The organism is Salegentibacter sp., assembly GCF_036568425.1.
In the GTDB taxonomy this organism is placed as follows: Bacteria; Bacteroidota; Bacteroidia; order Flavobacteriales; family Flavobacteriaceae; genus Salegentibacter.
In genome coordinates this window covers 1-7881 of record NZ_DATCSO010000073.1, presented here as the reverse complement: position 1 = coordinate 7881, position 7881 = coordinate 1, and the positions used below count along the sequence as shown (strand labels likewise).

General features: G+C 38.2%; 4 protein-coding genes and 1 pseudogene. 1 reads left to right on the top strand and 4 read right to left on the bottom strand.

Annotated elements, in window-relative coordinates; genetic code table 11:
- A partial coding sequence (locus tag VIM94_RS07010; RefSeq protein ID WP_332038576.1) for a TrkA C-terminal domain-containing protein occupies positions 1-611 on the top strand: 611 nt, incomplete at its 5' end.
- A 266-nt stretch (positions 612-877) separates the two neighbouring features.
- On the opposite strand, the gene VIM94_RS07005 is transcribed toward VIM94_RS07010, so the two are convergent.
- From VIM94_RS07005 to pgi, 4 genes and pseudogenes are all read right to left on the bottom strand, one after another.
- Entirely contained in the window at positions 878-2539 is a 1662-nt protein-coding gene (locus VIM94_RS07005; protein ID WP_332038575.1) for an Ig-like domain-containing protein, read from the bottom strand.
- A 103-nt stretch (positions 2540-2642) separates the two neighbouring features.
- Complete coding sequence (locus VIM94_RS07000; RefSeq protein ID WP_332038574.1) at positions 2643-4352, bottom strand: hypothetical protein; 1710 nt, start codon at positions 4350-4352, stop codon at positions 2643-2645.
- 10 nt (positions 4353-4362) lie between these two features.
- On the bottom strand, positions 4363-6900 hold the full coding sequence (locus VIM94_RS06995) for a TonB-dependent receptor (protein ID WP_332038573.1): 2538 nt from the start codon (positions 6898-6900) through the stop codon (positions 4363-4365).
- Positions 6901-7088: 188 nt separating this feature from the next.
- Positions 7089-7881: pseudogene (gene pgi / locus VIM94_RS06990) on the bottom strand (glucose-6-phosphate isomerase); the annotation flags it as partial.

Below are 7881 nucleotides of genomic sequence, written 5' to 3'. Positions count from 1 at the left end.
CTGAAAAAATAATGAACCACCCGGTTCGTAGAAAAATTATATACAGCCTCATGCTTATAGGTAATGCCGGTATAGTAACCGCTATGTCTTCTTTAATTCTAACCTTTGTGCTGCCAGATAGCAATGCAGCTAAGCTGTATGCATTGCTTATAGTTGTGGTAGGACTCGCCATATTATGGTGGGGCATTAGAAGTGATTGGGTAGACCGCGGACTGTCAAAATTGATTAGCAAAATGCTGAAAAAATATACCGATATAAATGTACAGGATTATGCCGCTGTATTGCATTTGCACGACAATTACCATGTAAGTGAAATGCGGGTAGAGAAAGACAGTTGGCTGGCCAATAAGACTTTAATAGAATTAGAACTTAGAAAAGAAGGCATAACTGTACTGGGAATAGAGAGAAAAGGTGAAGACTATTTGGGTTCTCCATCGGGAAATTCAAAAATTTTGCCCCACGATGTCATTACCCTTTATGGCAAAGCAGAAGTTTTTGAAAGTATTTATAAGAGAACCAGTGATTTTGGCGGGGAAGTACAGCATAAAAAGTTTGTTGAAAAGGAAGCCGAGAGAAAAAAAGATCAAACTAAAACAGAGAAAGAAAAATGAATTAACAATTTTTTCAAATTAAATTTTTCGATACGCCCAATGAGGCTTTCATCATTTAGACATTATACCTATCGGTGATTTTAGTAAATTTTTGATTTCAAAAGTTTAAAACGCAAAAACCACCCCAAAAAGGGGTGGTTTCATTATATAAAAAATAGCCTCGGCCATTCTTAATCTAAGCAGGGTTTAGCTGATATTTAAACCTAAAAGTCATTTTAAAAATTGTTAAATCTAACTTTGAGTTAAAAATCATTGATTAGGCTGGATTAGTCCCAGGTATTCTCGGCAGCTTCCCCTCCCCAGATTAGAGTAATCAAGTAAGGATTATCAATAAATGGATTTCTATTCCCCTGGGCTGTTTCAATCACTTCATTTCGTTGTCTTTCGAAATCAGACACAGGATCTTCTCTATTCCATTTAAGAAATAATTCAATATTTCCCACTTTGCTAATGTCTTCATTATACCTTAGATTTAAGTATAATACCATTCGGGCCACATCTCCTCTCCATTCATCACCTGGAAACCAGGAGTTTTCATTGATAAGGGCATAATCCCCGCTACCATCAACAAAAGGATTGTTAGATCTCAGTTCATTTACATCGGCATCAGCCACTCTAAGATGATGTAAGTCTGTTGCAGCTTCGTCACTACTTAGACGGGATTGAGGGAAAATATGTTCAGTATTAAAAGTCTGGGGAGAATAGGTATTAGAACCAGACCAGTACTCCTCCCAATACCTGCTTTCACCGGAATAAATAAGTATAACATTATCTGGGTCATCTAAATCCTCATCAGCTTCATATAGATATTCGTGACGCTCTGCGTAGGATAAAATAGTAGTATGCTTACTTATAGTAAGGTCTGAAAGCACCTGATAATTCATGTCTTCATCTACCGAAATAGCCAACCCCTTGTAATAATCTGTCAACTCTGCCGGAATATTAAAACTCATTGCAGATATTAACTCAATATTTACCGTGGCCTCACTGCAAGTAGAGACAGGAAGGTCATTATCACACAGGTTATAGGTAAAAGAATCCTTTCCCTCAAAATCTGCGGGTGGAAGATAACTGATAGTACCATCTTCCTTTAAAGTAACTACTCCCTTGGTATTAGATACGTCTATAGAAGTTATTTCTGCATCATCAAGAAGCTCGTCATTTCTTAGAAGATTTTCCAGAGTAGTCTCGGAACTGCCCACCTCGAGAATCACAGAGTCATCATTAGCCACTGGAGATCCGGCGTCTATTACCAAAACCGTTACTACGCCGGTAGAGCAGGCGGGAGTCTCATCGGCATCACAGATTGTGTAAGAGAATGTATCTTCCCCGGAAAATCCATATGCTGGAGTATAGGTTAAGGAACCATTATTTTCCAAAACCACAGAACCTGCTGTATCATCTGTATTTATTGTAGAAAGAGATGCATTGTCCAACAGATCATCATTATCAAGGTAATTTTTTATGTTAATGGAAGAACCCTCCTGGATCTCATATTGATCGTTTCTTGCCACCGGGTCTCCGGCGTCTCCAACGGTAATAATCACTTCGGCAGTATCACATCGGTCACTGGCCGGCACACAAATGGTATAAGAAAACTTATCTTCACCCTGGAAATCCTCAGGCGGCATATAGGTATAGGTACCATCCCGATTATCTATAAGTGTCCCTCCATTTGAAGTTTCCGAATCAATTGAATTAATTCTGGCATTGTCTATCAGTTCGTCATTAGAAAGCAAGGTTTCAGCTTTAATAATCAGTTCAGTGTTTTCCCTCGCATTAAGGGCATCATCCACGGCTTCTGGTGAACTTTCTACTGGCGGTTCAATTACAGGTTCAACTCCATCATCACTGCTACAGGCATTTATGCCGAAAGCTATTAGACTTATTAAAAATAATTTTTTCATCATCTTTTTTCCCTTTTCCATTAAAAGCTATAAAACTGCCTGAAAGCAAATGAACTTTCCGGCAAATAAAAACCTCTTATCCTTAACAGATAAGAGGTTTTAAAGTTATTATTAAAATTGGATTTTACTCATTAAGTATCCATTCTCCACTCTCATCCTTAATTATACTTAAAGATTCAGTAGTGTTAGTTCCATTATAAATATCAAAAGTAAATACATACTTCTGCCCTACTTCAGCATTAGGGTTAATAGCATCAGCCAGAACACCCATTGCCTCAAGTAACATCTCATCACTCCAGTATTGATCTACATTATCTCTGCGATCAAAGTTACCGTAGTTATTCATACTTTCAACTGCCAAAGGATATTCATCCTCAAGAACCGAGGCTATAATTCCATAATCACTTCCAGTTAACCTGTAATAGATAGTATTATCCGGAACCCAAGCAGTACCGTCATGACCAAACTGAATACTTGTTTCGATAACGCTAGGAATGTGATTCCACTTTCCATTTTCGTAAATGAAATTCGCATAACGGGTTGAAGTACCTCCTGAATAGAAATCATAGGCAAGAGCCACAAAATCACCTTCTTCGGCATAAGGATAAACCTTTCCCAGATAAATCTCAAGCTTGTATATGGCTTCATCCTCATCATCAAAGTTTGGATAGCTCTGGCCCATTTCAGTATATGCCTCGGCATCTAAAGTATAAGGAGTATCCCAACTACCATTAGTATAGGCATAAACTTTAGTTTCTTCGATAGTAGAAACAGAGGCATCTTCATCGATCACATATACGCCATCCACCATTATAACAGAAGTGATAACGGTTGATACACTACCGCTATATACATCATAGGAAACTACAAATTTAGCTCCCTCTTCTGCAGCAGGATATTCTTCCATAAGTACCACGTTAATCGCTTCCAGAAGCATTTCCTGGCTCCAGAAATTATCGCTACTTGATCTAATATCAAAACTATTGTATTGAGCTGCATTACCAGCAGGACCAGGATAATCATCCCCAAGTTCAGTACCGATAAGATCGTAATCATCATTATCTAATTCATAAGCGGTACCTCCGGCTGAGATATAAGAATTACCATCAAACTGCACAGTCATGCTCTCGCTTCCAGAGCTTCCGTCATAGATGTCATACGAGACATTGTATTTTTGACCGATTACCCCGTCAATATTTTCTAAAAGCACAACATTGATAGCTTCAAGGATCATTTCGTTACTCCAATAAGCATCATTACTTTCTCTTCTCTCAAAGTTACCGTAATTTGCTGCACTTGAAGTTGGATCCGGATAGGTATCACCTAGTTCATCCTGGATTAGCTCAAAGTCATCATCTGTAAGGGTGTAATTTTCCTCATCGGCAAGAACCTGGTAAGTAAGCTCTACATATTCTCCCTGTTCGGCCTGTGGAAATTTATAAGAGAGGAAGTCTTCAATATCTCCAAATCCAGAGAAGTAGTTTTCTTGAAGTCCAATTTCGGCATATTCTGAGGAGGCTACTGTATATTCCTCAATATTGATCGGATCATAGAGATCGAAGGACACGTTCATTGAAGAACCGGCTCCCAATGCAGGATATAAATCAGCAAGTAAAACAGGAATTAGTTCCTTGGCTTCATCCTCAGAATTAAAGCTATAGTATCCTAACCCGAGTTCGTCGTAATCATCATCGGTTAAGGTATAGTCCAGTGATCCTGCCACCGCTTTTTCATCCAGCTCCGCATCAATCTCGTCGTGGATGTCTTCCAAAGGCTCACAAGCCGTAAAGCCCAACCCGAGAATAAGTATAAGTAAATAGCTAAACTTTTTCATTTTTTATTTTTTAGAATTTAATTTTAGCACCAAGAGTGTAAGTTCTTCCGAATCCGTAGTAAACTAATGCAGTTCTTGCATTAGATTTATTTCCATCACGAGCATCAGCAATATATTCGGTATCCAATAAGTTGTTGATGTTTCCATTTAATACAGCGTCAAAACCACCAAATTTAAAATTATGGGTTAATCCGAAGTCTAACAGGCCGTAAGCGGGAACTTCCCAGGCTTGAACCACATCAGGAGTATTTCTGTTATTTGGATCAAAATCAGCGTAAAGATTATCGTAATAGTTAAAGTCTAATCGAAGTCTTGTTCCAGGAATTGCTTCGTAATCTGCTCCTAAAGCAAAAGTAGTTTGAGCAGCATCACCAACCTTAAGATCAGCAATATAAAGATCTATTGTTCTAACCAATTGTTGCTCTTCATCAAATATCTGAACATCGGTTACGTCATTTTGCCATTGCCAGTCCCCTAAAGAAGCCATCCCGGTTAAGGTTAGTTCAGGAATTGGTCTGTAAGAGAAATCTACCTCCACTCCCTGGTGAACAGCATTTACTCCAAGAATGTTTGCAGTTCCTGTGGTAAGATCAGGATTCTGGAAGGTTTGAGTTAGTGTTCTGTCATTCCAGTGAGTTCTGTAAACATTCACATTAGCTCTAAAATTTGTACTACGGTAACCATAGCCTAATTCAGCACTAAAAATCTTTTGATTTTCAGCATCTTCATTTATTTCATTTACATAATTAAGAAATACCGAATTAAAGAATGGAGCTTTTTCAAAATATCCAACATTTGCAAAAATATTGTTGTTATCGTCTAAGTTGTAATTAGCACCACCTTTTACACTATATCCAAAGAAGTCTACAAATTCAGTTTCTTGCTGGGGATCACTATCAAGATAATTGAAGTAATCTTTACGTTTATATGAAGTGTTGGAAGCAGCAAGAGAAACAAAAGCAGAAAGGTCATTTCTTGAATACTCAACTTGAGCAAAACCACCTCCCCAAAGTACAATTCCGTCGTTGTAATAGTTGATAATATCACCAACTTCAGCGGGATTGTTTGGATTATTTTCATTCTCATTGTCCAGCCAGTAAGATCCTCCTAATAAATCGGTAACTTCCTGAAAGTGCTCTCCTTTGTAATATCTAAGGTCGATCCCTCCTATAAGGTCAATATCAGGAGTGATTTCAGTAGAAAGAGTAGAAAGCGCTCCATACCAGTTATGGTCATTTCTCGAAGCATAAAGAATAGTTTCAGATCCTAAAACGCCGCGTTCCACATTCTCTTCAACAATTTTATCCATTTGTACCGGTTGTAAATATCCATTTCGGTATTCACTATCCAGACCAAATTTATTCTCACCGTCATATCCGCCACCACCACCGGTACCGAAAGAAGCATACACGGCAGTAGAAAGTTGAGTCTTATTTGAAATATCCCAGTAATGATTAAGAGAAATCTGTGGTTTATGATAGAAGTTATCTTCAATATGCTTAACCTGCCCATTCATATAACCCCAGTCACGGTTAAATTTAATACCTCTTTCACTTTCTCTATAGGTTTCAATTAACATAGAGTTTTGACGCTGACCGTGTCTTTGCGGAGCACCAAAAGCAGTAAAAGACAATTGGTGATCTTCACCAAATTCTTTAGCAATATTTACGAAGTATGAGTAACCTTCGAACTCGGTTCCATCTACAAATCCATTTCCTGAAGTTTTTGAGGCAGAAATAGTAGCGGCAAACCCATTATCCAGTCTACCTGTAGATAGTGTAAATCCGTATTTCTGATATCCATCATTACCGGTGGTCATAAATAAATTCCCACCTTTTTGAGCATCAGTTGTTTTAGTTAGAATGTTCACTGTTCCACCAATAGAAGGCACCGCAACTTTTGAAGCACCTAGCCCACGTTGTACCTGCATAGAACGAGTAACATCAGAAAGACCTGCCCAGTTACTCCAGTAAACTCTCCCGTTTTCCATATCGTTCACGGGAACACCGTTTATCATTACGGCAATATTTTCAGAGTTAAACCCGCGAAGTCTTAGCTCGGCGTCTCCAAAACCACCACCTGATTTGGTTGCATAAACCCCAGGAGTAGATTTTAATATTTCAGGGAATTCCTGGTTCCCTAATTTGGTCTCGATTTCTTCTGCTTTTAAGGTAGAAACTGCCACAGGAGTTTTACGATCTATTGCCAAAGAAAAACTAGTAATAACGATCTCATCCAGCGCATCGGCATCTGGAGATAAAGTAATTTCGCCAAGATCTACCGTTTGACCATTCGAAACTGAAAATTCAAGGGTTTGCTTTTCATACCCTACAAAGCTGATTTCAACTACACCTGAAGTCTTATCAGTTCTAAGACTAAAATTCCCGTCAAAATCTGTAGTAGTACCAGTGTTGGTTCCCACGATCATAACGTTTGCCCCGGGAAGCGGACCTCCCATGTCAGAATCCATTACCTTTCCGGTAAGGGTTCCCTGAGCGAAAATGGTAGCAGTTGTTAAAAACAACGCTAAAGCTAATAGTTTCCTCATGTTTAATTTTTGTTTGTTGAGTTTTATATTCGCCGCAAAAGAAGCTAAAACCTCGGTATTTAGGTTTACCTAAATGTTAAGATTTTTAACTTTAGCATCTTTTACGCAGCAAAACTAAAACTTTTTTTCAACTATCTAATTCAAGAGGAGTTAAAACTATTAAGAAGATGTTAACATTTTTGCTATTTTTACTGCAAAAAGAACTTTAAGAGGTTTTTAGTAGAAGAATCGTGATCTTTTAGCTGTTTATATTCGATTTCTGTAAGAATATTAGTAGCTAATTGTTTTCCTAATTCTACCCCCCATTGATCGTAGCTGAAGATATCCCATATCACTCCCTGTACAAAGATTTTGTGCTCATACAAAGCCACTAATTTTCCCAGGCTTTCAGGAGTGAGTTTCTCAAAGAGAAGGGTATTTGTAGGCTTATTACCTTCAAAAACCTTAAAAGGAAGCAATTCTTCCCGGGCTTCTGAACTCATGCCTTTCTCCTCAAGCTCTTTATTAACCTCCTCAGAGGTTTTTCCCTGCAACAAAGCTTCAGTTTGAGCAAAGAAGTTGGCCATTAATTTATTATGATGGTCGATGTCACCAAAGAGACTTTTCTTAAACCCTATAAAATCTGCAGGGATCAATTTAGTGCCTTGATGGATTAATTGGAAAAAGGCGTGCTGTGAGTTGGTTCCCGGCTCTCCCCAGATAAGGGTTCCGGTTTGATAATCTACTTTATTTCCATTACGATCTACACTCTTACCATTACTTTCCATAATTGCCTGCTGTAAATAGGCCGGCAATCTGTGAAGATATTGAGTATAAGGAATTACTGCTTCACTTTCAGCATTAAAAAAGTTATTATACCAAATGCTTAACATTGCCAGTTGAACAGGAATATTTTCGGAAAGATCGCTTTCTTTGAAATGAAGATCCATCTTCTGCGCTCCTTTCAAAAGGGATTCAAAATTATTATATCCTACGGCCAGA